This window comes from Streptomyces sp. AgN23 (assembly GCF_001598115.1).
Lineage (GTDB): Bacteria > Actinomycetota > Actinomycetes > Streptomycetales > Streptomycetaceae > Streptomyces > Streptomyces antimycoticus.
Genome location: NZ_CP007153.1, coordinates 6,018,978 through 6,041,370, shown reverse-complemented (window position 1 = coordinate 6,041,370; position 22,393 = coordinate 6,018,978). Strand labels below are relative to the sequence as shown.

Annotated in this window: 24 protein-coding genes, 1 pseudogene and 1 riboswitch; of the genes and pseudogenes, 8 read left to right on the top strand and 17 right to left on the bottom strand. The window is 70.6% G+C overall.

Features of this window, described 5'->3' with window-relative positions:
- Nucleotides 1-30 precede the first annotated feature (30 nt).
- Nucleotides 31-585, bottom strand: coding sequence for an NADH-quinone oxidoreductase subunit B (locus AS97_RS26155; RefSeq protein WP_059145049.1), 555 nt, complete (start codon nt 583-585; stop codon nt 31-33).
- A gap of 32 nt (nt 586-617) precedes the next feature.
- Nucleotides 618-977, bottom strand: coding sequence for an NADH-quinone oxidoreductase subunit A (locus tag AS97_RS26150; RefSeq protein WP_014054062.1), 360 nt, complete (start codon nt 975-977; stop codon nt 618-620).
- Nucleotides 978-1,690: 713 nt separating this feature from the next.
- On the opposite strand from AS97_RS26150, the gene AS97_RS26145 reads away from it, so the two are divergent.
- Complete coding sequence (locus AS97_RS26145) at nt 1,691-2,506, top strand: C40 family peptidase (RefSeq protein WP_079059449.1); 816 nt, start codon at nt 1,691-1,693, stop codon at nt 2,504-2,506.
- Nucleotides 2,507-2,581: 75 nt separating this feature from the next.
- Here AS97_RS26145 and AS97_RS26140 read toward each other — a convergent pair whose 3' ends face one another.
- Nucleotides 2,582-3,001, bottom strand: coding sequence for a CBS domain-containing protein (locus tag AS97_RS26140; protein ID WP_059145051.1), 420 nt, complete (start codon nt 2,999-3,001; stop codon nt 2,582-2,584).
- A gap of 254 nt (nt 3,002-3,255) precedes the next feature.
- Here AS97_RS26140 and AS97_RS26135 point away from each other — a divergent pair, with 254 nt between their 5' ends.
- Nucleotides 3,256-4,038 (top strand): VOC family protein, encoded by a 783-nt coding sequence (locus AS97_RS26135; protein ID WP_059145052.1) that lies wholly within the window; start codon nt 3,256-3,258, stop codon nt 4,036-4,038.
- Nucleotides 4,039-4,110: 72 nt separating this feature from the next.
- Here the strand turns inward: AS97_RS26135 and AS97_RS26130 are convergent, their stop codons facing one another.
- The 6 genes and pseudogenes from AS97_RS26130 to AS97_RS26105 all read right to left on the bottom strand — a co-directional run bounded on the left by AS97_RS26130 (nt 4,111) and on the right by AS97_RS26105 (nt 10,896).
- On the bottom strand, nt 4,111-5,421 hold the full coding sequence (locus tag AS97_RS26130) for a geranylgeranyl reductase family protein (protein ID WP_185929883.1): 1,311 nt from the start codon (nt 5,419-5,421) through the stop codon (nt 4,111-4,113).
- Between the two features lie 214 nt (nt 5,422-5,635).
- The gene (locus AS97_RS26125) at nt 5,636-6,328 is read right to left on the bottom strand and encodes a demethylmenaquinone methyltransferase (protein ID WP_059145053.1); all 693 of its coding nucleotides are present in this window, start codon (nt 6,326-6,328) and stop codon (nt 5,636-5,638) included.
- 54 nt (nt 6,329-6,382) lie between these two features.
- Nucleotides 6,383-6,832 (bottom strand): hypothetical protein, encoded by a 450-nt coding sequence (locus AS97_RS26120; RefSeq protein WP_059145054.1) that lies wholly within the window; start codon nt 6,830-6,832, stop codon nt 6,383-6,385.
- Entirely contained in the window at nt 6,832-8,031 is a 1,200-nt protein-coding gene (gene mqnC, locus AS97_RS26115; protein WP_059145055.1) for a cyclic dehypoxanthinyl futalosine synthase, read from the bottom strand. The genes AS97_RS26120 and mqnC overlap by 1 nt, the downstream gene beginning before the upstream one ends.
- A 105-nt stretch (nt 8,032-8,136) precedes the next feature.
- Nucleotides 8,137-9,929 (bottom strand): annotated as a pseudogene (locus tag AS97_RS48655) (serine/threonine-protein kinase).
- A 109-nt stretch (nt 9,930-10,038) separates the two neighbouring features.
- Entirely contained in the window at nt 10,039-10,896 is an 858-nt protein-coding gene (locus tag AS97_RS26105; protein WP_282615727.1) for a menaquinone biosynthesis protein, read from the bottom strand.
- 356 nt (nt 10,897-11,252) lie between these two features.
- Between AS97_RS26105 and AS97_RS26100 the strand changes: the two genes are divergently transcribed.
- On the top strand, nt 11,253-11,456 hold the full coding sequence (locus AS97_RS26100; RefSeq protein WP_014054052.1) for a cold-shock protein: 204 nt from the start codon (nt 11,253-11,255) through the stop codon (nt 11,454-11,456).
- A gap of 120 nt (nt 11,457-11,576) precedes the next feature.
- Here the strand turns inward: AS97_RS26100 and AS97_RS26095 are convergent, their stop codons facing one another.
- Nucleotides 11,577-12,023, bottom strand: a complete 447-nt coding sequence (locus tag AS97_RS26095) for a cupin domain-containing protein (RefSeq protein ID WP_059145058.1) — start codon at nt 12,021-12,023, stop codon at nt 11,577-11,579.
- Nucleotides 12,024-12,210: 187 nt separating this feature from the next.
- Here AS97_RS26095 and AS97_RS26090 point away from each other — a divergent pair, with 187 nt between their 5' ends.
- Nucleotides 12,211-13,302, top strand: coding sequence for an AraC family transcriptional regulator (locus AS97_RS26090; protein ID WP_210565765.1), 1,092 nt, complete (start codon nt 12,211-12,213; stop codon nt 13,300-13,302).
- A 99-nt stretch (nt 13,303-13,401) separates the two neighbouring features.
- The gene (locus tag AS97_RS26085) at nt 13,402-14,565 is read left to right on the top strand and encodes a lipase family protein (protein WP_210565764.1); all 1,164 of its coding nucleotides are present in this window, start codon (nt 13,402-13,404) and stop codon (nt 14,563-14,565) included.
- 47 nt (nt 14,566-14,612) lie between these two features.
- On the opposite strand, the gene AS97_RS26080 is transcribed toward AS97_RS26085, so the two are convergent.
- Complete coding sequence (locus tag AS97_RS26080; protein ID WP_093463750.1) at nt 14,613-15,227, bottom strand: TetR/AcrR family transcriptional regulator; 615 nt, start codon at nt 15,225-15,227, stop codon at nt 14,613-14,615.
- A 221-nt stretch (nt 15,228-15,448) separates the two neighbouring features.
- Between AS97_RS26080 and AS97_RS26075 the strand changes: the two genes are divergently transcribed.
- Both AS97_RS26075 and AS97_RS26070 read left to right on the top strand, forming a co-directional pair.
- Entirely contained in the window at nt 15,449-16,465 is a 1,017-nt protein-coding gene (locus tag AS97_RS26075; RefSeq protein ID WP_210565763.1) for an alpha/beta hydrolase family protein, read from the top strand.
- A 6-nt stretch (nt 16,466-16,471) separates the two neighbouring features.
- A riboswitch (guanidine-III (ykkC-III) riboswitch) is annotated at nt 16,472-16,537 on the top strand.
- A 31-nt stretch (nt 16,538-16,568) separates the two neighbouring features.
- A complete protein-coding gene (locus AS97_RS26070) occupies nt 16,569-16,889 on the top strand; it encodes a multidrug efflux SMR transporter (protein ID WP_059145063.1) in 321 nt (106 codons plus the stop codon).
- A 77-nt stretch (nt 16,890-16,966) separates the two neighbouring features.
- Here the strand turns inward: AS97_RS26070 and AS97_RS26065 are convergent, their stop codons facing one another.
- From AS97_RS26065 to AS97_RS26040, 6 genes are all read right to left on the bottom strand, one after another.
- Nucleotides 16,967-18,292, bottom strand: a complete 1,326-nt coding sequence (locus AS97_RS26065) for a dicarboxylate/amino acid:cation symporter (RefSeq protein WP_210565762.1) — start codon at nt 18,290-18,292, stop codon at nt 16,967-16,969.
- A gap of 377 nt (nt 18,293-18,669) precedes the next feature.
- Complete coding sequence (locus tag AS97_RS26060) at nt 18,670-18,936, bottom strand: DUF4229 domain-containing protein (protein WP_059145114.1); 267 nt, start codon at nt 18,934-18,936, stop codon at nt 18,670-18,672.
- A gap of 115 nt (nt 18,937-19,051) precedes the next feature.
- Nucleotides 19,052-19,576, bottom strand: a complete 525-nt coding sequence (locus AS97_RS26055; RefSeq protein ID WP_059145115.1) for a GNAT family N-acetyltransferase — start codon at nt 19,574-19,576, stop codon at nt 19,052-19,054.
- A gap of 107 nt (nt 19,577-19,683) precedes the next feature.
- A complete protein-coding gene (locus AS97_RS26050; protein ID WP_059145065.1) occupies nt 19,684-20,343 on the bottom strand; it encodes a UdgX family uracil-DNA binding protein in 660 nt (219 codons plus the stop codon).
- 63 nt (nt 20,344-20,406) lie between these two features.
- Nucleotides 20,407-21,585, bottom strand: a complete 1,179-nt coding sequence (mqnE, locus tag AS97_RS26045) for an aminofutalosine synthase MqnE (protein WP_086709380.1) — start codon at nt 21,583-21,585, stop codon at nt 20,407-20,409.
- 46 nt (nt 21,586-21,631) lie between these two features.
- The gene (locus AS97_RS26040; RefSeq protein WP_059145067.1) at nt 21,632-22,093 is read right to left on the bottom strand and encodes an Lrp/AsnC family transcriptional regulator; all 462 of its coding nucleotides are present in this window, start codon (nt 22,091-22,093) and stop codon (nt 21,632-21,634) included.
- A gap of 112 nt (nt 22,094-22,205) precedes the next feature.
- Here AS97_RS26040 and AS97_RS26035 point away from each other — a divergent pair, with 112 nt between their 5' ends.
- Nucleotides 22,206-22,382 carry a hypothetical protein gene (locus AS97_RS26035; protein ID WP_185929690.1) on the top strand — a complete coding sequence of 59 codons (177 nt, stop codon included), beginning with the start codon at nt 22,206-22,208 and terminating at the stop codon, nt 22,380-22,382.
- Nucleotides 22,383-22,393: the final 11 nt, after the last annotated feature.

Below are 22,393 nucleotides of genomic sequence, written 5' to 3'. Positions count from 1 at the left end.
TCTGCGGCCCGGTGGCCTCGTGTGCGTCGCTCACCGAAGAAGCCCCTTCATCTCGATCAACGGCAACGCCTTGAGCGCCGCCTCCTCCGCCTCACGGGCCGCACGCTCGCGATTGACGCCGAGCTTCTCCTCGCGGATCTTCTGGTGCAGCTTGAGGATCGAGTCCATGAGCATCTCGGGGCGCGGCGGACAGCCGGGCAGATAGATGTCGACCGGAACGATGTGATCGACGCCCTGCACGATCGCGTAGTTGTTGAACATCCCTCCGGAGGAGGCGCAGACGCCCATGGAGATGACCCACTTCGGGTTCGGCATCTGGTCGTAAACCTGGCGCAATACCGGGGCCATCTTCTGGCTGACCCGCCCGGCGACGATCATCAGGTCGGCCTGGCGGGGTGAGCCGCGGAAGACCTCCATGCCGAAGCGCGCGAGGTCGTAGCGCCCGGCACCCGTGGTCATCATTTCGATGGCACAACAGGCCAGCCCGAAGGTGGCCGGGAAGACGGAGGACTTACGGGCCAGCCCGGCGGCCTGCTCCACGGTGGTGAGCAGGAACCCACTCGGGAGCTTCTCTTCGATACCCATGCGATGTTTCCCCTATCTCCTCTAGAGCCCCTTTAGTCCCACTCCAGGCCGCCGCGCCGCCATACGTAGGCGTAGGCCACGAAGACGGTGAGCACGAAGAGGAGCATCTCCACGAGCCCGAACAGGCCGAGGGCGTCGAAGGTGACGGCCCAGGGGTAGAGGAAGACGATCTCGATGTCGAAGACGATGAAGAGCATCGCCGTCAGGTAGTACTTGATGGGGAAGCGCCCACCGCCGGACGGATGCGGAGTCGGTTCGATGCCGCACTCATAGGCCTCGAGCTTGGCCCGGTTGTAGCGCTTGGGGCCGATGATCGCGGCCATGAGCACCGAGAAGATCGCAAAACCTGCCCCGAGGGCTCCCAGTACGAGGATGGGCGCGTATGCGTTCACCGTCCTCGCTCCCTTCAGTCGACGATGACTGCTTGGCGGACCGCACGGACATGCCGGTCACCCCACGAAGATCGCGCACATGTGAGGCAGTTCACAAGCCCGTTTCGCCTGCATCCTATGCCCGTCGGTCTGTGATCTGCGACACGGGGTACGACAACGCCTTTGTGATCTCCACCACCTGACGAAGGATCATGAAGTCGGATGAGCGGTGATCTTGTACGTGAAGCATCCGAACGACCACGAGAAGTGACATTCGGAGACGTCACCACAGGTGAGCGCGTTGCGCTCCTACCAAGACATGGTACATACATGCAAATTTGCAGTGGACTTTGTCAGCTGGTAAGCGTCCGCCATCCCCACCAGAGACGCTCACCCCGGGCGTCGATCGATCATGGGTCGATCACCGATTGATCACCGGTTCGCGCACGCGTTCACGAGCGGCTCGGAGCGAGTGAGGTATCCCACGCCCGGACCGGTTGTGGATCTAGATTTCCCGGGAACCCTTTGTCTGCGGGCCACATCAGTGGTAGATCGTCCGCAGACACCGCATGGCCGCCAAATGCCGTGCGTAGAGACATGATCGAGAAATTCGGGCATGGCCGCCGACGAGGCCACGAAGATCATTTGGTCCGATTTCTAAGCGTGTGCACGTCAAATGTGGCGCACCCCACTTTTGTTGATCTGGGCCTTAGGGCCCTGGTAGCCAAGGACCTATGTCCCCAGTCGCACACATACCCAGCCACCGGAAGCCCCGCCGTGCCGCGTCCACGCGTGCACTCCGCGCAGGGATGACCGGTGGCTTCCTCACCCTCGCGGTGGCCGGTGCCGCCGTGCCCGCCTCCGCCGCGGAGTCCAACGCCGCCCCGGCCGAGTCCACCCTGGAAATGCCGACCGTCAGCGCCACGCTGGCGAGCACGGCCGCCCAGACCGCGGACGCCACGCAGCAGGCCGCATCCGACTACGAGCTCCAGGCACAGCAGGAGCAGGCGGCCGCCCACGCGAAGATCGCCGCCAAGAAGGCCAAGGCGGAGGCCGACCGTAAGGCGAAGGAAGCCCGGGAGGCGGCCCGTAAGGCGGCCGCCAAGCGCGCGGCCGAGGCCAAGGCCCAGGCGGCGAAGGCGTCGCGCTCCGCCGAGCGCACCACGCTGTCCACCACCAGCGTCAGCAACGCCACCGGCAACGCCGCCACGCTGATCAGCTTCCTGAAGGCGCAGCTGGGCAAGGCGTATGTGCTCGGCTCCAGCGGTCCGTCCTCCTACGACTGCTCCGGGCTGACCCAGGCCGCCTTCAAGCAGGTCGGCGTGAGCCTGCCGCGCGTCTCCCAGGACCAGTCCACCACCGGCACCCCGGTCTCGCTGGACTCCCTCCAGCCGGGCGACCTGCTCTACTGGGGCAGCGCCGGCAGCGCGTACCACGTCGGCGTCTACGTCGGCGACGGCAACTTCATCGGCGCCCAGAACCCGAGCACCGGAATCGTCGAGCGCCCGCTGGACTACGACATGCCCACCGGGGCCGTGCGCGTCCTGTAAGGCGCACCTCCCGATCCAGGGGCCTGGGGCCGCCGTTCCGACCTCGGACGGCGGCCTCACGCCCCCATCGCGCGCCTACTGCGCGTAGACCTTCTCCAGGAACTCGCCGAGGAGGTCGTCACTGAGGTGGTGCGCCAGGTCCGCCTCGGAGATCATTCCGACCAGCCGCTTGTTCTGGTCGATCACCGGCAGCCTGCGGATCTTGTGCTCCTCCATCTCCCGCAGGACGTCGGTGACATCGGCGTCCGCGGAAATCCAGCGCGGAGTGCCCTTGGTGAGCGCCCCGACGGGAGTCCCGGACGGGTCGGCGTTCTCCGCGATGCAGTCGACGACGATGTCGCGGTCGGTCACGATGCCGCACAGCCGCTCATTGCTGTCGCTGACCGGCAGGGCCCCCACGCCGAGCTCCCGCATGAGCTGGGCGGCGCGCAGCACCGTCTCGTTCTCCGGAAGCCACTGCGCGCCCGGGTGCATGATGTCCGCTGCCTTCGTCATGGTGTACCTCCTGCCAGGCCCACCGGCGGTGGATCCGGCCCTGTGAGCCCCATCGATCCGGTGTCACCGCGGCTCGCGCGCACGGCGCCCCCTGCCTTCATTGTCACCACCGCTCCACGGCGACGTCATGTCGAGCCCGGCGGCGGCCGTCGGTGCCCGGTGCCAGACTGAGTAACGAGGCAATCCCGGACAGAACGAGGCAATGGCCGGCAGAACTTCCCGCCTCTTCGCGCTCGACCGTCGAAGGAGCGCCCATGCTCACCACCGATTACGTCCCCGGCGCCCCTAACTGGCTCGATCTGGGCGCCCCCGACACCGAAGCGGCCGTGGCCTTCTACGGCTCCCTGATGGGCTGGCGCTTCGAGTCGGCCGGCCCCGAAGCGGGCGGGTACGGCTTCTTCACCCTGGGCCGCGAGACCGTCGCCGCCGTCGGTCCGCTCACCGAGGAGGGCCAACGGTCCGCCTGGACGCCGTATTTCCACACCCGTGACGCCGAGGCGACCGCGCGGACCGTCGAGCAGTCGGGCGGCACGGTGCGGCTCGCTCCGTTCGACGTCTTCGAGGAGGGGCGGATGGCCCAGTTCACCGACCCCGGCGGGGCCCGTTTCGCCATCTGGCAGCCTGGCGGGACGGCGGGGCTGGACGCGGTCAACGACCCCGGCACCCTGTGCTGGACCGAGCTCCACTCCCCCGATCCCCCCAGGGACCTGGCCTTCTACCGCAAGGTCTTCGGCTGGGACGCCGAGGAGATGTCCTTCCCCGGCGGGTCGTACACGGTGCTGATGACCACCGGCGCCGGCCGGGAGGGCTCCTTCGGCGGCGTCGCCCAGCTCCAGGAGGGGCATTCGACACCGCCGCAGTGGCTGCCGTACTTCGAGGTGGCGGACTGCGACGCGGTGGTGGCCAAGGGACAGGACCTGGGCGGTTCGGTGCTGATGCCGGCCATGTCGGCCGAGGGGATCGGCCGGATGGCCTGGCTGGCGGATGTGGTCCGGGCGCCGTTCGGCGTCATCGCGAGCGGCGGCCCGGGGGCCTAGCGGCCGGACCGCCGGACGTACCCGCGGCAGGGGCGTCCGGACACGGGCACGCGGCGGCGTCCGGACGGGCCGTCAGGCTCGCGGGGTCACCTTGGTGAGGCCGTTGATGATGCGGTCCATCGCGTCGCCGCCCGTCGGATCCGTCAGATTCGCCAGCAGCTTCAGGGTGAACCGCATCAGCATCGGATGCGTCAGCCCGCGCTGCGCCGCCAGCTTCATGACCTTCGGATTGCCGATCAGCTTCACGAACGCCCGGCCCAGCGTGTAATAGCCGCCGTAGGTGTCCTTCAGGACCTTCGGGTAGCGCTGGAGGGCCAGTTCGCGCTGGGGGGCGGTGGCGCGGGCCTGGGCCTGGACGATCACGTCCGCGGCGATCTGCCCGGATTCCATCGCATAGGCGATGCCCTCGCCGTTGAACGGGTTGACCATGCCGCCCGCGTCACCGACGAGCAGCAGCCCGCGGGTGTAGTGCGGCTGCCGGTTGAAGGCCATCGGGAGCGCGGCGCCGCGGATCGGGCCGGTCATGTTCTCCGGGGTGTAGCCCCAGTCCTCCGGCATCGAGGCGCACCACGCCTTGAGGACCTCGCGCCAGTCGAGCTCCTTGAAGGAGGACGAGGTGTTGAGGACGCCCAGGCCCACATTGCTCGTGCCGTCGCCCATGCCGAAGATCCAGCCGTAGCCGGGCAGCAGCCGGTCCTGCGCACCGCGCCGGTCCCACAACTCCAGCCAGGACTCCAGGTAGTCGTCGTCATGGCGGGGCGAGGTGAAGTACGTCCGCACGGCCACGCCCATCGGACGGTCCTCGCGCCGGTGCAGCCCCATGGCGAGCGAGAGCCGGGTGGAGTTGCCGTCGGCGGCGACCACCAGGGGCGCGTGGAAGGTGACGGGCGTCTTCTCCTCGCCCAGCTTCGCGTGGACCCCGGTGATCCGGCCGGTACGGTCGTCGGTGATCGGGGCGCCCACATTGCAGCGCTCGTACAGCCGGGCCCCGGCCTTCTGCGCCTGCCGCGCCAGCTGCTCGTCGAAGTCGTCGCGCTTACGGACCAGGCCGTAGTTGGGGTACGCGGCCAGCTCCGGCCAGTCGAGCTGCAGCCGCACCCCGCCCGCGATGATCCGCAGGCCCCGGTTGCGCAGCCAGCCCGCCTCCTCGGAGATGTCGATGCCCATGGCCACGAGCTGCTTGGTGGCGCGCGGGGTCAGCCCGTCACCGCACACCTTCTCGCGCGGAAAGGCCGTCTTCTCCAGTAGCAGCACATCCAGCCCCGCCTTGGCGAGGTGGTACGCAGTGGTGGAGCCGGCCGGTCCGGCGCCGACGACGATCACATCGGCGCTGCGCTCCGAGATCCCAACGGACGCGCTCTCGGTGGGTGCGGTCTCGCTCACGCGGGGTCTCCCCAAGCCTCGGTAACGGCGTGCCGGTCACGCCGGGCACTGGACAGCTGCAGTCTATGTGGGGCGAAACTCCGGCACTCGCGAAGGGGCGCGAAGGGCAGCAAGGTGCCGTCCCACGGTCCGGCCGGGGACCGCCCGTGGCCGCCTTACGGCACGTACGGCCGCCTTACGGCACGTTGCCGCGTCCGTGGCCGCCTTAGCCGCCTTACGGCTTGTACGCCCGGTGGAGAGCCACCACGCCGCCGGTCAGGTTGCGCCAGGCCGGCCGCCCCCAGCCCGCCGACCGCAGCCGGGCGGCGAGACGGGGCTGGTCCGGCCAGGCGCGGATGGACTCGGCGAGGTAGACATACGCGTCCGGGTTACTGCTGACCGACGTCGCGATCGGCGGCAGCGCGCGCATCAGATACTCGCTGTAGACCGTGCGGAACGGCTCCCATGTGGGGTGGCTGAACTCGCAGATGACGACCCGTCCGCCGGGCCGGGTCACCCGCAGCATCTCGCGCAGCGCCCCCTGCGTGTCCTGGATGTTGCGCAGCCCGAAGGAGATCGTGACGGCGTCGAAGACCCCGTCCGCGAAGGGCAGCCGGGTCGCGTCGCCCGCCGTCAGCGGCAGCCGCGGATGGCGCTTCTTGCCCTCCCGGAGCATCCCGAGCGAGAAGTCGCACGGCACCACGTACGCGCCCGCCGCCTGGAAGGGCAGCGAGGACGTCCCCGTACCGGCGGCGAGGTCGAGCACCCGCTCACCGGCGCGCGCGTCCACGGCCCGGGCGACCGCCTTGCGCCACAGCCGGGCCTGCCCGAGCGACAGCACATCGTTGGTGAGGTCGTATTTGGCCGCCACGCCGTCGAACATGGCGGCGACTTCGTGCGGCTGCTTGTCCAGGGATGCTCGGCTCACGCCCCCATTGTTCACCTCCCGCGCCCCGCGCCCCCGCCCGGGGCCCGGCGTGCCTCAGCGGCGCCGGTGCACCAGCCGCCCCGCCACCACCGTGGCCAGGCACGCGCCGTCCGCGTCGAAGACGGCCAGGTCCGCGCGGCCCGCCGGGGCCAGGACGGGCGGCCGGGGCCGGTCCAGGACGGTGATACCGCCCCGGTGGGCGGCCGCGCGCAGCTCGGCGTCCCCGAGGTGGTGTGCGAGAACGGCGGTCGCGCCCCGCCGCAGCAGGGCGTGGATCCGCTCCCGCGGGCTGGGCGCGTCCGGCACGGGGCCCTCGTGGACGAGGGCCGGGCCGAGCTCCCCGGGCCACTCCCGCACCCGGGCCCGCGGATAGCTCCGCCGCAGCTCCTCCAGGGGGCCGATGGCCGCGATGCGGTCGCCGTCGACCGCGACGGCGGCGTCGTGCAGCGGCGCCGCGTCGTCAGGGGTGTGCCGGACGACGGGCGCCGCGTGGAGCGTCAGCATCAGGACGCCTGGATCACCGTCAGCTCGGGGTGGGCCGTGCCACCCTCGATCGCCGTCGAGGACAGATGCGAGACGACGTGGTCGTCGACCGGGTCGTTCGCCGGGTCGTCGTGCACCACCAGGTGCTCGTACGTCGTCGCGCGCTGCGCGGGGACCCGGCCGGCCGCGCGGATGAGGTGGAGCAGCTCCATCCGGTTGGAGCGGTGGCGGGCGCCGGCCGAGGAGACCACGTTCTCCTCCAGCATCACCGAGCCGAGGTCGTCCGCCCCGTAGTGCAGGGCCAGCTGGCCGGCCTCCTTGCCGACGGTCAGCCAGGAACCCTGGATATGGGCCACGTTGTCGAGGAAGAGCCGGGCGATGGCGATCATCCGCAGGTACTCGAAGACGGTCGCCTGCGTCTGGCCCTTCAGGTGGTTGTTCTCGGGCTGGTAGGTGTACGGGATGAAGGCGCGGAAGCCGCCCGTACGGTCCTGCACATCGCGGATCATGCGGATGTGCTCGATCCGCTCGGCGTTGGTCTCGCCGGTGCCCATCAGCATGGTGGAGGTGGACTCCACGCCCAGGTTATGGGCGATCTCCATGATCTCCAGCCAGCGCTCGCCGGACTCCTTCAGCGGTGCGATGGCCTTGCGCGGCCGCTCGGGCAGCAGCTCGGCGCCCGCGCCCGCGAAGGAGTCGAGGCCGGCCGCGTGGATACGGCGGATGGCCTCCTCGGCCGAGACGCCCGAGATCCGCGCCATGTGCTCGACCTCGGACGCCCCCAGCGAATGGATCACCAGTTGCGGGAACGCCTTCTTGATGGCCGAGAAGTGCTTCTCGTAGTACTCCACGCCGTAGTCCGGGTGGTGGCCGCCCTGGAACATGATCTGCGTGCCGCCCAGCTCGACGGTCTCCGCGCAGCGCCGCAGGATGTCGTCGAGATCGCGGCTCCAGCCCTTCGCGGTGTCCTTCGGCGCGGCGTAGAAGGCGCAGAACTTGCACGCCGTCACGCAGACGTTGGTGTAGTTGATGTTCCGTTCGATGATGTACGTCGCGATGTGCTCGGTGCCGGCGTAGCGCCGCCGCCGGACCGCGTCGGCGGCAGCCCCCAGCGCGTGCAGCGGAGCCGAGCGGTAAAGGTCGAGCGCCTCTTGTGGGGTGATCCGCCCCCCGTCGGCGGCGCGGTCGAGGACTACCTGCACCTCTGCGTTTGCGGTCACCGGGGCGTACCTTTCGGAGGTTTATGGGTGGACCGACCCAGCGTACGCCAGCGCCTGTACGCCTGTACGAGTACGGGGCGGGCACATCAGTGCGGCCCGCCCCGCTCATTCGAGCTTGCGCAGCGTGCCCGTGGGGTCACCCGCCTGCTCGTCCTTCGCCCTGTAGCTGAGCGCGCCGTCGGAGGTGAGGGTGAACTGCTCGTCCGTCGAGGCGTCGCTGCACCCCTGCTGGGGCTCGGAGCCCTTCAGGCGCGCGTCGAGGTGGAGTTGTTTCGGGGCCGCCGAGACCAGCTTCCAGGTGCTGTCGCAGCGCAGCACCGACAGCTTGACCCGGCCGCTGGCGACGTCCTGTCCGGTCCGCCCCTGCCGGAAGGTGATGGTCAAGGTGCCCACCGGGATACCCGAGTCGGAGGTCAGATCGCCCTTCCAGGTGCCGAGGAACGCCTTGGGCACGGCGCCCTTCCCGGAGCCATCAGGACCTCCCGGGTTCCGCTCGGTGGCGGAGGCGTGGGGGTCCGCGGCGCCCTGGTCGTTGTTGTCGGCGGAGCCGCCGGGCAGCACCCTGAAGAGCACGGCGGCGGTCGTCGCCACGGCCAGCGCGCCCGCGACGGACAGCACCAGCGTGCAGCTCAGCGCCTTGGGTCGCTTCTTACCGCCGACGGCGGCGGAGAGCGCGACACTGCGGCCGCCCGGTTTCGCCGACGGCGGGGACGGTGGGGACGGCGGGGAGGGAAGCGGGGGCCCGGCCGGCCGGGCCCCGGGGGCAGCCCGTTGGCGTACGACGGGTCGGGCGGGCCGAAGGCACCCAGCAGGGGTGAGCCCGGGGCCGGGGTGGGCGGCGGGGTCGGGGAGTCCTCGGCGGGCGGCTGGGTGGTCGAGGGCCCGGCGGCGGGTGGCTCCACGGCCGACGGCCCGGCCGGGGACGGCCCTATGGCGGGCACTCTGGTGGACGACCCTATGGCGGGCCGCTCGGCCGCCGGCGGCAGGGCCACGGCCTCCGCCTCCAGGTCGAGCAGCTCCACCACCTGCCGGCTCACCCGCTCGACCAGCGCCCCCGGCAGCCAGCCCGGCCGCGCGAGCCCCGAGGCGCCGTCCTCGGGGGCGAGGCGCCGCACGATCCGCTCGGGGGTGGGGCGGTCGGCCGGGTTCTTGGCGAGGCACGCGGCGACCAGATCGCGCAGCTCCCCGGTCAGTTCGGGGCCGAGCTTGGGCTCGTCGTGCACCACCTTGTAGAGCAGCGCGGCCGAAGTGTCGCCCGGGAACGGCGGCTTGCCGGTCGCCGCGTACGCCAGCACCGCGCCCAGCGAGAAGACATCGGCCGCGCCCTCGACGCCCTCGCCCAGGATCTGCTCGGGCGCCATATAGCCGGGCGAGCCGATGGAGGCGCCGGTCGAGGTCAGCGACACCGTGCCCTCGGTGGCCCGCGCGATGCCGAAGTCGATCAGCCGCGGACCGTCGAGCGCGAGCAGCACATTGGACGGCTTGACGTCGCGGTGGACCAGGCCGAGGGCGTGCACCGCGGCCAGGGCCTCGGCGAGTCCCGCGCCCAGGGCCCGCACCGCCGATGCGGGCAACGGCCCCTCGTCGGACACGGCCTGGTTGAGCGGAGGGCCCGCCACATAGCCGGTGGCCACCCACGGAATGCGTGCCTCCGGGTCGGCGTCCAGGACCGGCGCGGTGAAGGCGCCGCCGACCCGGCGCGCGGCGTCGACCTCGCGCCGGAAGCGGGCGCGGAACTCCTCGTCCATCGCGAAATGGGCGTGCACAACCTTCACCGCTACCGTGCGCCCGCCCGCGCTGCGTCCCACAAAGACCCGGCCCATCCCGCCCGAACCGAGCCGTCCGAGCAGCCGGTACGCGCCGATGACCTGCGGATCGTCCGCTCCCAGCGGATCCATCGCGTTGCCTCCCCCTCCGTGCGCCGATCCAGCTTAGGGGGTGTTCCCGCCATCCACGCAGGTCGGTGCGGTCCGGAAGGTCAGGTCAGGTCGGGTCGGTCAGGTCAGGTCAGGTCAGCAGATCGACCCGGACGTCCGCCGGGTATCCCGTCGTCGGACCCGTAAGGCGGGCGAACTCCGTGATGCCCCGGAGCTGCTCCGCACCGAGGCTGAAGTCGAGGGTGGTGAAGTAGCGCTCCAGCACCGACGCCTCGAGGTGCTCCCAGCGCGCCGCCTGCTCGGCGACCTTGCCGACCTCCTCCAGGGAGACGTTCCGCGACTCCAGGAACGCCTGGTGCACGCCCCGGACGATCTCCGGCTCCCGCTCCAGGTACTCGCGGCGGGCCGCCCACACCGCGAAGACAAAGGGGAGCCCGGTCCACTCCTTCCACATCTGCCCCAGGTCGTGGACCTGGAGGCCCAGCCGGGGCGCGTCGTGGAGATTGGCCCGCAGCGCGGCGTCGCCGATCAGCACCGCCGCGTCGGCCTCCTGCATCATCAGGCTGAGGTCGGGCGGGCAGGTGTAGTAGTCGGGTGTGAGCCCGTACCGCTCGGCGAGCAGCAGCTGAGCCAGGCGTACGGAGGTGCGCGAGGCGGAACCGAGTGCGATGCGCGCCCCGTTCAGCTGCTCCAGCGGCACCTGCGAGACGATCACGCAGGACATCACGGGTCCGTCGCAGCCCACCGCGATGTCGGGGAGCGCGACGAGATCGTCCGCATTGCGCAGATACTCCACCAGGCTGATCGGGCCGATGTCGAGATCACCACGGACCAGCAGGTCGTTGAGTGCGTCGGGAGATGCCTTGGTGAGCTCGAAATCCAGGAGGGATCCGGTCCTGGCGAGGCCCCAGTACAACGGCATGCAATTGAGGTACTGGATGTGCCCCACTTTTGGCCGGCTGAGCCGATGACCGACAGGGGATCCGATGCTTTCGGAGGCGTCCTGGGTACTCCGCGAGGGGGAACTCGGTGAATAGTCCACGTCTCGGAGGCTAGCCCCGCTCGCCCTCGGGAATGGCGGCGGGGTGCTCGGCCGGCCGCGCGCTGACTGACCGGTAAGCGCTCGACCTGCGATCTTATCCATCCTGGAAGCCAGGGAAACCCCTCGTTTTCGTGATCTTCGGCTCTTTCCTCGTGCACACGGAGCGTGCTAGGCTCGCCGCAAGTTGCAGTTTGGTTTCCTTGCAGTACAGAGCCTGCGGAGCATGTAACCGCAGGCTTTTGTAGTTTTCAGACTTCTTGCAGGTTCTGGAGCAGGGCAACCCTTTGGCCCAAGGAGGGCTTATGGCTACCGGAACCGTCAAGTGGTTCAACGCCGAGAAGGGCTTCGGCTTCATCGCCCAGGACGGCGGCGGCCCCGATGTCTTCGTTCACTACTCCGCGATCAACGCGACCGGCTTCCGTTCTCTTGAGGAGAACCAGGCCGTGACCTTCGACGTCACTCAGGGCCCGAAGGGCCCCCAGGCGGAGAACGTCAGCCCCGTCTGATCCTTCAGCACCACCTAAGGAGCCCTGCTCCCCGCCTGGCGGGAAGCGGGGCTCCTGCCTTTTCCGCCTCTTCTCCGCCCTTTCCGGCTTTCTGCCTTTCCCGGAGCCTCGCGGAGGCGGTCAGTCCTCCAGCAACCGGAAGTCGGCGAAGTCGAAGCCCGGGGAGACCACACAGCTCACCAGGACCTCCTCGTCCGACCCCGGACGGGCCGACTGCCAGGTGCCCGGCGGGACGACGACCTGGGGCCGCTGGCCGGCGGCGATATCGGGGCCCAGGACCAGCTCGGTGGGGGCCGCGTCCGGGCCGTCGCCCGTACCGCCCAGCCGGAGCCGCAACGGGCCGCCGCTGTGCCACAGCCACAGCTCGGCCGAGCGCACCACATGCCAGCGGGACTCCTCACCGGCAGTCAGCAGGAAATAGATCGCCGTGGCCGACGCGCGCTCGCCCTCGTACCCCGGCGGCCGCACCGTGACATCGCTGCGCCAGGTCTCCCGGTACCAGCCGCCCTCCGGATGGGGCTCGAGACCGAGCCATTCGGCTGTCGCGGGCCGCCGGGTCGTGGTCATGTCCCTCACCGCTCTCACAGGTTCGTCACGGGCCGTCGAGAATAGCCCGTAAGGCGCTCACGCCCTCCTCGGCTCAAGGCACTCACCCGGAATGGGGGGTTCGTGCCGCCCTTAAGGTGCTCACGCCGTGTAGAGGTCCAGCGACGCACCGCTGACGCAACGCCCCGATCGGGCTACGGTTTTGACCATGGGGCGCGGGCGGCGGACGGTGACGGTGCACCATGTGCGGGCCGCGCTGCGCGGTGCGCAGCGGCTCGGCCTCGACACCGTCCCCCTGCTGCAACGGGCCCGGATACCCCCGCTGCTGCTCACCGACGACCGCGCCCGCGTCTCCCCCGAGCAGTTCGCCCGGCTGGTGCGCGCCCTGCACCGGGCCACCGGGGACGAGTTCCTGGGGCTGGGGACCATCCGCAGCCGCCCCGGCACCTTCGCGATGATGTGCTACGCCTCGCTGGGCTGCCCCGACCTCGGCACGGCGGTGGAGCGCGGGGCCCGCTTCTACCGGCTCTTCCCCGGCGGGCCCAATCTGGCCCTGGAGCGCGGCGCGGACCGCGGCGGGGAGGCGGTGTTCGCCCTGCGCGGCGGGCTGGGCCCGCATGCGGACGGCCTTACGGCGGCCGAGCACCACATCGTGGCCGAATGGCTCATGCTCATCTGGCACCGGCTCGCCGGCTGGCTGATCGGCCGCCGAATCCCGCTGCTGTGGGCCCAGTTCGCCTACCCCCCGCCCCCGTACGCCGACGACTACGAGCCGCTCTTCGGCTGCCCGCCCCGCTTCGGCGCACCGCGCACCGCGGCCGGTTTCGACCGCCGCTGGCTGACCGCCCCCGTCGTCCAGGACGAGTCCACGCTCCGGACGCTGCTGCGGCACGCGCCCGCCGGACTGCTCAGCCGCCGCGGCTACGCGACGACCGTGGCCGAGCAGGTGCGGCACGCGCTCACCGGGGCACTGCGGGCACGCGGCGGCCCGGCGATGAGCCCACGCGGCCGGCGCACCGCGCGGCTCCCGGAGCTTCCCGAGGTGGCCGCCCGGCTGGCGGTCAGCCCGGCGACGCTGCGGCGGCGGCTGCGCGAGGAGGGCACGTCCTTCCAGGAGCTCAAGGACACCGTCCGGCGCGACGAGGCGGTCAGCAGCCTGGCCGAGGGGGCCGAACCCATCGCCGACCTGGCCGCACGGCTCGGCTTCTCCGAGGACACGGCGTTCCACCGGGCGTTCCGGCGCTGGACCGGGTCAACTCCGGGCGCATACCGACATGAGACATGGAGTCAGCAAATCTGAGCGCCGCGGTCAGCCACAGACATTCCGCCCGTCCTTACGGTCCTCCCACAGCGACTCGGCACCACCAGAGCGCACCGCCCGCACCGTTGGGAGAGCCGTATGCGCATCCGCACCACCGTGCTCGCCGCCCTCGCCGCACTGGCCCTGGCCTCGGCGCCGCCCGCCGCCGCGGCCGTATCGGGCGCCCCGGCCGCCGGCACCGGCAGACCCGGCGACATCGTCACCTCCGCCCCCACCGCCTTCCGGACGCTGCCCGGGGTGCCGACGGCGACCAGGGCATGGCACATCACCTACCGCTCGACCACCGCCACCGGCCGCCCCGACGTCGTCTCCGGCACGGTCGTCGTCCCCGACGACGGCAAACAGGGCCCCCGGCCGCTCCTCACCTGGGGCATCGGCGCCGTCGGCCTCTCCGACGACTGCGCGGTCTCCGGCCGGTTCCCGCAGGGCACCTCGATCGAGGCCCAGCTGATCGACTTGGCGCTCCGCCGTGGCTGGGTCGTCGCCGTCACCGACTACGAGGGGCTGGGGGCCCCGGGCGACCACACCTATACGGCCGGCCGGTCCGAGGGCCATGCCGTCCTGGACGCGGCGCGCGCCGCCCAGCGCCTTCCGGCGGCCGGACTCTCACCGGACGCTCCCGTCGGCATCATGGGCTACTCCCAGGGCGGCCAGGCGGCCGGCTGGGCCGCCGAACTGCACGCCTCGTACGCCCCCGAGCTGCGGCTGAAGGGCACGGCCGCCGGAGGCGTGCCCGCCGATCTCCCCACGACGCTCGACTACAACGACGGCGGAGCCGGTGCCGGGCTCGCCCTTATGGCGCTCACCGGACAGGACTCGGCCTTCCCCGCACTGCGGCTCGACGCGTACCTCAACGACCGGGGCCGCGGCTATGTGGACTTCATGAAGCGGAACTGCGTGGCCCTCAGCACCATCGCGGGGCTCTTCCAGCACATGTCCGAGGTGACCGTAAGGGACCCGCTGGCCGCCCCGGCCTGGCAACTCGCCTTGCGGTCCTCGTACTTGGGCACCCGCTCCCCGGACCGCCCCGTCTACCTCTACCAGGGCCTGGTGGACGAGCTGATCCCGTACCGGGTCGGCGAGGCGCTGCGCACCCGCTGGTGCGCCCAGGGCGTGCCGGTGGAGTGGCGGGACTATCCGCTCGACCATGTCACCACGGCGCTGACCGGGATCCCGGCGGCCCTGGACTGGATGGCCGGACGGCTGGCGGACGCGCCGGCACGGGGCAACTGCACCGCCTGACGCCCGCCCGACACCACGCCGACCCACGCCTCAGCTGAATCCACGCCTCACCCGACCCGATCGGGCGACCATCCCGTCCCCTGGAGCAGATTCCCCAACCCGGCCCAGGCGAAGTTCATCAGGGTGGCCGCGGCCTCCTTGGCCGAGTGCCCGCCCGCTCTTCCGTCGCCCGCCCAGTCCGCGAGCGACTCGGCCGCACCCACCAGCGCGTGCGCGAGCCCGGACACCTCGGTGCCCGCGAGGGTCCGGGCGCGCGCCGTGCCGCGGGCGTGCTCCCGCGCCGCCGCCCCGATCAGCTGCGTCACGAACTCCACGATCTCCGCCCGCATCGCGGCCACTTCGCGCGCGTAGGGCTGGCCATGCGTACGGGCCTGCACATGCAACAGCGTCCAGCCCTCGGGATGTTCGGCCGCATGGGCGAAGAAGCCGCTCAGCCCGCTCCACAACTGCCGGTCGGCGGGCGCGTCCCGCTCCACGGCGGCGCGCACCGCGGTCACCAGCGCCGCGGCCTCCCGTCGTATGCACGCCGTGAACAGCTCTTCCTTGGAGTTGAGATAGAGATAGACCAGCGGCTTGGAAACCCCGGCCAGCTCGGCGATGTCGTCCATCGAGGCGTTCTGATAGCCGCTGCGCGCGAAGGCCCGCACCCCCGCGTCCAGCATCTGCTGCTCCCGCACCGCCCGTGGTACGCGCTTGCTCCCCGTCTCCCCGCCCACGCAGGCCGCCCCCTTCGATCGTGCCCCCGCACACATATCGCGAGTAAGCCTACGGGGGACCGCTGTCGGCGCTCTTGCCACAGCCGCCCGTCGACATCAAAGTTTCAACTGACCACGCACCGTGCCCCGTTCAGCTCCGTACGCAGCGCCGCGAAGGAGAACGAACGATGCCGAACCGCCGCAGAGCCGTCGCCGCACTCACCGCGCTGGCCGCCACACCGCTCCTGACGACCACGGCCGAAGCCCGCTCCCCGGAGCCCGGCCCCTCGAAGGCCCGTCCCGCGGAAGCCCTTGCCGGACGCCGGACGCCCGCCCGCGCACGCCTCATCGCCGCGGACCGCGTCAGCGAGCGCGTCCTCGACCTGACGATCGACTCCCCCGCACTGGGCCGCCAGGGCCATGCCCGCGTCCTCCTCCCCACCGGCTACGACCGCCGCCCCCACCACCGCTGGCCGGTGCTCTATCTGCTCCACGGGTGCTGCGACCCCGGCCCCGGCTGGGAGGCGTGGACCCTCAACACCGATGTCGAGGCCATTACCGCCGGCACCCCGGCCCTGATCGTCTCACCCGAGGGCGGCCCGGTCGGCTTCTACTCCAACTGGTGGAACGGCGGCCACTACGGCCCGCCCGCCTGGGAGACCTTCCATCTGGCCGAGCTGCGCCCCCTCCTGGAGCGCGCCCTTCGGGCCAACGGCCGCCGGGCGGTCGCCGGGCTGTCCATGGGCGGCTTCGGCGCCCTGTCCTACGCCGCCCGCCACCCCCGCCTGTTCCGCGCGGCGGCGTCCTTCAGCGGTGTCATCCACACCACCCTGGACCCCGCCGGCGTCCAAGGCATCCTTACGGGCCAGGGCGCCGACCCGACGGCCCTGTGGGGAGACCCCGCCGCCCAGTCCGCGCTCTGGGACGCCCACAATCCCTACGCCCTCATCCCCCGGCTCCCCCGCGGCTATCCGCTCTACCTGGCCTGCGGCAACGGCACCCCCGGCCCCCTCGACCCTCCGGACCGCCCCGAGGACACCCTGGAGCGCGGCCTCGGGGAGATGGCCCAGCGCTATGTGCGCCGCGCCCGCGCCCACGGTCTGGCCGTCACCGCCCATCTCTACGGCCCCGGCACCCACACCTGGCCCTACTGGGAGCGCGAACTCACCCGCGCCCTGCCCCTCCTCACCGCCCCGATCGCCTGACGCCGGGGTTTGCTACGGTCGGAAACAACCCGACGAGACGCGCCGTACCGGGCCCCGCAAAGACGACGCACCCCGTAACGAGAGACTTCACGGAGGTGCCGTCATGGCATGGGTCCTGCTGCTCATCGCCGGACTGTTCGAAATCTGCTGGTCGATCGGCATGAAGCTGAGCGACGGCTTCACCCGGCTGTGGCCCAGCGTGTTCACCGTCGCCGGTCTGATCGTGAGCATGGGGCTGCTGAGCGTGGCGGTGAAGAGCCTGCCCATCGGCACGGCCTACGGCGTCTGGGTCGGCATCGGCGCGGTCGGCACCGCGCTGCTGGGCATGATCCTCTTCCATGAACCGGTCACCCCGGCCCGGATCTTCTTCCTGCTCCTGCTGGTGGTGGCCATCGTCGGACTGGAGGCCACGGCGGGCGAGTGAACAGTGCGGTGCCCCCGGACCTCGCGGAGGTCCGGGGGCACCCTTTTGTCGCCGGTCAGGGGTTCACCGGTCAGCGGTTACGCGGCGGCGAGCTGCCGCTCCGGCTCGTCGTAGTCGTCCAGCGGGGACGCGCTGGCGTGGGCGTACGCCTCGTGGTCGAGGATCTTCTCGCGGGCCGAGACGATCACCGGGATCAGCGACTGGCCGGCCACGTTCGTGGCGGTCCGCATCATGTCCAGCACCGGGTCGATGGCCATCAGCAGGCCGACGCCCTCCAGGGGCAGGCCCAGGGTGGAGAGGGTCAGGGTCAGCATGACCGTGGCGCCGGTAAGGCCGGCGGTGGCGGCGGAGCCGATGACCGAGACGAAGGCGATCAGGAGGTAGTCGCCGATGCCGAGGTGGACGTCGAAGATCTGGGCGATGAAGATCGCGGCGATCGACGGGTAGATCGAGGCGCAGCCGTCCATCTTCGTCGTCGAGCCGAAGGGCACCGCGAAGGAGGCGTACTCCTTGGGGACGCCCAGCCGCTCGGTGACCTTCTGGGTCAGCGGCATGGTGCCGACCGAGGAGCGGGAGACGAAGGCGAGCTGGATGGCGGGCCAGGCGCCCTTGAAGAAGCTCAGGGGGTTGACCTTGGCGACCGTAGCGAGCAGCAGCGGGTAGACGCCGAACATCACCAGCGCGCAGCCGATGTAGATGTCGGCGGTGAAGGTCGCGTACTTGCCGATCAGGTTCCAGCCGTAGTCGGCGATGGCGGTGCCGATGAGGCCGAGGGTGCCCAGCGGGGCGAGGCGGATGACCCACCACAGGGCCTTCTGGAGCAGTCCCAGCACCGACTGGCTCAGGGTGAGGATCGGCTGGGCCTTCTCGCCGAGCTGGAGGGCCGCGACGCCCGCGACGGCGGCGATGAAGACGATCTGCAGGACGTTCAGCTCGGTGAACGGGGTGATGACGTCGGTCGGCACGATCCCGGTGAGGAAGTCCAGCCAGGAGCCCGCGTGGTCGGGCTTGGCGCCGTCCTTGGGAGTCAGATCGGTGCCGGCGCCCGGGTTGGTGATCAGGCCGATCGCGAGGCCGATGGCGACGGCTATGAGCGAGGTGGCCATGAACCACAGCAGGGTGCGGGTCGCCAGCCGGGCGGCGTTGTTGACGTTCCGCAGATTGGTGATCGAGATCAGGATCGCGAAGAACACCAGCGGGGCGACGGCCAGCTTCAGCAGCTGGACGAAGATCGAGCCGATCTTGTCGAGCGTGGTGACCAGCCAGCCGACATCACCGCTGCGGGCGATCCAGCCCAGCACCACACCGAGGACGAGGCCCAGCAGGATCTGTGCCCAGAAGGGCACCTTGGGCAGGCGGAAGGACGGCGACCCCTGGGGGGACGCCTTGAGGGCGGACGACAACGGACACACTCCGGTGGAGGTAAGAGGGCGGGAGAAAGCCAGGAGTCCGTACGGGATCTCCGGCCGCTGTGCGTGAGGTCGATCAGCGGCGACGACAGGCCGCGGACAGGCAGCGGCAAAGATCGATGTGCAGGCGCGCCACGAGCGGAACGCTCGCGGAGATGAGGGGCGCGGCTGCTGTCTTCATGACAAGTACATTAACACCGTCGCTTTGGGGCACCCAAAGGAAATCTTTGACTTCCGGCGGCTTCTGAGGGCTCCTGACGGCTCCTGAGGGGCCGAAAGACATCAACGCCCCCTGTGCCAGCGGAAGCTGGCGCAGGGGGCGTCGGTGGAGTGTGTGGGGTGGTGTGAGGAGGGTTACAGCCCGGCGCGGGTCAGACGCCGTCCTCCTGGCTCTGGTTCGCCGCCAGCCGCTCCTTGGCGCGGTCCACCTTCTCGGCGACCTGGACGGCCACGGCGTCCCGCTGCCTGCGCAGCAGCACCCAGCTCAGCGGCGCGGAGACGACCAGCGCGAGCAGCGCCACCCAGAAGAGGTTGGAGCTGCCGAGGCCGGAGGGCAGCACCCGCACGTAGACCAGGCCCCAGATGGCCAGGAACGAGCCGACGAAGATTCCCAAGCGCATGAGGGTGTAGCGGAACATGGCACTCGGCGTGAAGGACACGACTCGTCCTCTCTCCTGGGAGTTCTGCTGGGCGTTCTGCCGGAGCTTGTACCGGGAGAAACTGTCCTCCCAGTGAACCACGGCCGGGCTCTCCTCAATTCAGCGGCAGCCACATGGTGACGTCGTCCCGGAAGTCGTCGTCCGCGACCTTGATCGCGCCGGGCACCCGCCCGACCTCCTTGTAGCCGCACGCCTCGTAGAAGCGGTCCGCCCCGGTGCCGCCGCGGCAGGTGAGCCGTATCCCCCGGATGCCGTCCATATCGCGCGCGGCGTCCCCGGCGGCGGCCATAAGGGCGCGGCCATATCCCTTGCCCTGGTGGGAGGGGTGCACCATCACGGTGTAGAGCCAGCACCAGTGGCGCATCAGCCGGTGGACGTTGAAGGTGAAGAACGCGGTGGCGGCCACGGCGCCGTCCTCGTCGCGGCCGATGAGCAGGCGGGTCCGGCCCTCCGTCATCGCGGCGAGGTGCTTGAGCAGCTCGGGGCGTATGTCGTCCTTGGCCACGGGCGGTACGAAGCCGACGGCGCCGCCCGCGTTCGATACGTCGGCCCATAGGGCGCAGACGGAGTCGAGCAGCTCGGGGGTGGCCTCGGGATCGAGTTCAAAACGCAGGGGCATGCGGCCGACGATACCCACCGGGACTGTCAGTGCCACCCGCGCCTCGGGCCCCTTACACGACGGCGGACCTCCCAGGGCTTCCGCACGCCCCGGCCCCGGCCGCTCGCTCAGCCGAGCACCTCCGCCGCGACCCTCAGATCCGCCACCAGCCCCTCGTACACCGCCTCCCGGTCATCGGCCCGCAGCACCGCGGAGGGGTGGATCGTGGGGACGATCAGGGCGCCGCGCGCCGGTCCCGACGCGTCGCCCTCCAGCCGCGTCCCGCGCTCCTTGGTCACCCGGAACGACGAGCCGAGCAGCGCCTTCCCGGCCGTGGCGCCGAGCGCCACGATCACCTCGGGCCCGATCAGCTCCACCTCGGCCTCCAGCCAGGGCCCGCAGGCCGAGAGCTCGCGCAGACTCGGCGGCTTGTGGATGCGCCGCTTGCCGCGCTCGGGGACATGGGTGAACTTGAAGTGCTTGACGGCGTTGGTGATGTACGTCTCGTCCGGGTCGATCCCGGCCTCGGCCAGGGCCCGGTCGAGGACCTTGCCGGCCGGGCCCACGAAGGGCTTGCCCTGCCGGTCCTCCTGGTCGCCCGGCTGCTCGCCCACGAGCATGGCCCGGGCGGCCGGGTCGCCGACGCCGAAGACCGTCTGCGTGGTCTCACGGTGCAGCGGGCAGCCGCGGCATCCGGCCGCCGCCTCCCGGAGCGCGCCCAGGTCGGCGCCGTCCGGGACGAAGGGGGCGGCGGTGTACGCGTCCTCGGGGCTGTTCGTACCGGCCATGGCCCCCGTGTGCCCCGCTCGGCGGCCGTCAGACAGTGGCCGCCGGGCGGTGGGCAGGACGGGTCACACCCGCATCGGCTGCGGGGACTCGCGGCGGGCCGCGTCCGGGCCCTCGAACTCGCGGATGATCTCGTAGCGGGTGTTCCGCTCCACCGGCCGGAAGCCGGCGTCCCGGATCAGCTCGAGCAGGTCGTCACGGGTGAGCTTGTTGGGCGTCCCGTAGGAGTCGGCGTCGTGCGTGATCTTGTACTCGACGACCGAGCCGTCCATGTCGTCCGCGCCGTGGTTGAGCGCGAGCTGTGCGGTCCGCACGCCGTGCATCACCCAGAAGACCTTGACGTGCGGCACGTTGTCGAACAGCAGCCGGGAGACCGCGAAGGTCTTCAGCGCCTCGGCGCCGGTCGCCATGGTGGTGCGGGCCTGAAGGCGGTTGCGGATCTTGCCGTCCTTCATGTCCACGAAGTCGTGCTGGTAGCGCAGCGGGATGAAGACCTGGAAGCCGCCGGTCTCGTCCTGGAGCTCACGCAGGCGCAGCACGTGGTCCACCCGGTGGCGGGGCTCCTCGACATGCCCGTAGAGCATGGTGCAGGGGGTCTTGAGCCCCTTCTCGTGGGCGAGCCGGTGGATGCGCGACCAGTCCTCCCAGTGGGTTTCGTGGTCGACGATGTGCTGCCGGATCTCCCAGTCGAAGATCTCGGCGCCGCCGCCGGTCAGCGACTCCAGTCCGGCGTCGATCAGCTCGTCGAGGATCTCCGAGGCCGGCATGCCGGAGATCTTCTCGAAGTGGTGGATCTCGGTCGCGGTGAACGCCTTCAGCGAGACCTGCGGCAGGGCTTCCTTGAGCGCCTTGAGCGAGCGCGGGTAGTAGCGCCAGGGAAGGGTCGGGTGCAGGCCGTTGACGATGTGGAGCTCGGTGAGGTTCTCGTTCTCCATCGCCTTGGCGAGGCGGACGGCCTCCTCGATGCGCATCGTGTAGGCGTCCTTCTCGCCGGGCTTGCGCTGGAAGGAGCAGTACGCGCAGGACGCGGTGCACACGTTCGTCATGTTGAGGTGGCGATTGACGTTGAAGTGCACGACGTCGCCGTTCTTACGGGTGCGCACCTCATGGGCGAGACCGCCCAGCCACGCCAGGTCGTCGGACGCGTAGAGGGCGATGCCGTCCTCCCGCGAGAGCCGCTCGCCCGCGCGGACCTTGTCTTCCAACTCCCGCTTGAAACCCGCGTCGTGTGTGGTCCCCGTCACCCCGGTCGCCTCCCAGTACGTCTGCTGATGTCAGCCTTCGCCGAGACTACGCCTCGATGTCCTCGGGAAGCTCGCCGACCCGGTTCTCCCACTTGGTGGAGAGCACGATCGTGGTGCGGGTACGGGAGACGCCCTTGGTGCCGGAGAGCCGGCGGATGGTCCGCTCCAGGCCGTCCACGTCGGAGGCGCGCACCTTGAGCATGTAGGAGTCGTCGCCCGCGATGAACCAGCAGTCCTCGATCTCGGCGAGATCGCGCATCCGGTGGGCCACCTCCTCGTGGTCGGTGGCGTCCGAGAGCTGGATGCCGATCAGGGCGGTGACGCCCAGTCCGAGGGAGGCGGCGTCGACGGTCGCGCGATAACCGGTGATCACCCCGGCGGCCTCCAGGCGATTGATCCGGTCCGTGACGCTGGGCCCGGAGAGGCCGACCAGCCTGCCCAGCTCCGCGTACGAGGCCCGGCCGTTCTCCCGCAGGGCCTGGATGAGCTGCCTGTCCACCGCGTCCATAAGCACGTACGCCTTCCATTATTCAGAGATTGAGCGAGATTACATGTAGAATCTAAGGCATCAGAGCCACAAGCCCTGTAAATCTTTCAGGCGATCAACCTGTCCTCAGGAGATGAGACTCACCGTGTACACGATCGAAGGTCTTGAGGCCCGCATGCTCGAGCTGCGGGACCTGGCCAACCGCTCGCGTGCAGCCCATGCCACCGACCGGCCCGTCTCCCGTGCGGCCCGCCGCGCGGCCGTCGTCGCGGCCCGGTCCGCGCGCACCAGGAGGCGCTGGACCCGCTAGGGCGAGTGCCC